The 1,753-nt window shown below is 47.1% G+C and carries 1 protein-coding gene; it reads right to left on the bottom strand.

What is annotated here, in order from left to right:
* Positions 1-253: 253 nt before the first annotated feature.
* Positions 254-1,630, bottom strand: coding sequence for an IS110 family RNA-guided transposase (locus M3G15_RS21265; protein WP_260072012.1), 1,377 nt, complete (start codon positions 1,628-1,630; stop codon positions 254-256).
* Positions 1,631-1,753 lie beyond the last annotated feature (123 nt).

Below are 1,753 nucleotides of genomic sequence, written 5' to 3'. Positions count from 1 at the left end.
CCCAGATTTTCAAAAAAGTTAGCAACTGACAGAGAAGCGATGCTTGAAACCGGCCTTTCTCGGACTTGAAAGGAAATAGCCTCGTTTTTTCAATCCTGCGATGCAATCTGGCTGAGTGCAGAGTATACGCTAACGTACAATTCGCATTCACAGGGCGAGGTGGATAAAGCTGACATACGAGATCCAAGGTCTCCAAGAAAGTGATCCGATCTTCCCTCAGTCCCAGAAAGACCGGTTCCAAGATCTTGCTTAGTTAGGCCACCGCTAGTGTCGGCATAACGCAATTAAAGTTCAACTTCTTATTGACCTCATCAAGGATGTGATAATCAGAGCACTGCGATTGAAACGGTAAACGGTCTCGCAGCATGGCGAAAGCGACTTTGAGCATCTTATTACCCATTGCAACAAAGATGGCTCGTTCATGTTTTCCTTTTTCCTTCAGACGATCATAGAAAGGCTTAAGGTCCTTATTATGCATGCAGAGACTCTTACCTGCTAGATATACCGCATAACGAAGGTGATCGTTTCCCTGTTTGGAAATCTTGCGGTAGGAGCCTTTGCCGCCACCAGTTTGCTTAACAATGGGGTTTGTGCCAGCTTTCTTAATTAACTGGTTTGCGTTCGAGTACTGAGATACATCGCCGATTTCAGCATAAAGCTCAGCCGCGGTAGTCACTCCTAAGCCCGGGACGGTAAGAAGCAGTCGTCCGTCTGTCTGAAGGAGAAGGTTCTCGATCTCTTGTTCCAAAACATTAATTTTGGCATCAAATGTTCGTAAGTCACGTAGCTTCATTTTCAGTAACATAAGCTCAGGCCGAAGTTCCTGTAAGTTTCTCGATAACGCTTGTTCAGCGACGTGCAAGAGCTTCTGGATGGTGGTGTTTCGCAATTTGAGATTATGCTGAATCGAGAGCTTTCGTAGCCCGGTCTCCCCTAGTTTCAGGACAGCAGCGGGGTGTGGATAATGCTCCATGAAGAAGAGCGAGGCTTTCCCCCAGAAGTCACTGAATACTTTGATTTTTCGAGCTCTACCGGCTGAATAATCTGCATATCCTTGGTACTCGCGCCAGATGAGGTCCATAAGTGCTCGAATCTCTGTACGCAAGGAAGCACGCTTCCGTGTCTCAGAGCGCCGTGCTCGAGTCAAGACATGGAGCTGACGCTGCACGCCATTCAAAAGCTGGTTTTCAGTGGCTTTGTTGCTTTTGATGGCATGGGCGATGGCCACAAGATCAAGATCATCTGTTTTGCACCAATTCAGTGCGCCGGCGCGTTCCTCGAAGGTGGTATACGGATTCAAGATCTGAACGTGGTACCCTCGTTTCGCCATCTCGCGGACGATGTCTTCATAGTAATGGCCTGTTGCCTCAATACCCAGGAACAAGCGAACAGCCTCTGTGGCTGTAACCGCTTGATTAATCTTCTTGCAAAGCAGCTCCATACCAGAATTATTCGCTGAGAAAAAGAAGGGTTTTTCAATGATGTCGCCGAAATAATTGCATATTAAGGCTTTTTGGTGGAGCTTGGCCGCATCGATTGCAACGATGAGGACTTGCTCCAGGTTAACGCCCCTTAGCTGTTGACTGAACTTAGTTCCCTTACGGCCTTGAATGTGCGAGGATTTCCCCATGCGACTTTAACCTCCTGTGGTTGGTAGGTAAGATTGAAGCTTCCCTGTCAGGTGCTTCTTTCTTCGATAGTCGCTGGGGATTTCCTCTTTATATTTTGATTATATTACACGCCAGAAAGTATA

Source organism: Paenibacillus sp. p3-SID1389 (assembly GCF_025151705.1).
Taxonomy (GTDB): Bacteria; Bacillota; Bacilli; order Paenibacillales; family Paenibacillaceae; genus Fontibacillus; species Fontibacillus phoenicis.
The sequence above is the reverse complement of the archived record's forward strand: the minus strand, read 5'-3'. Positions and strand labels throughout refer to the sequence as shown.

What these genes read in the sequence shown, in the direction of transcription:
- M3G15_RS21265 (WP_260072012.1), bottom strand. Translation starts at nt 1,630, where the DNA reads ATGGGGAAATCCTCGCACATTCAAGGCCGTAAGGGAACTAAGTTCAGT.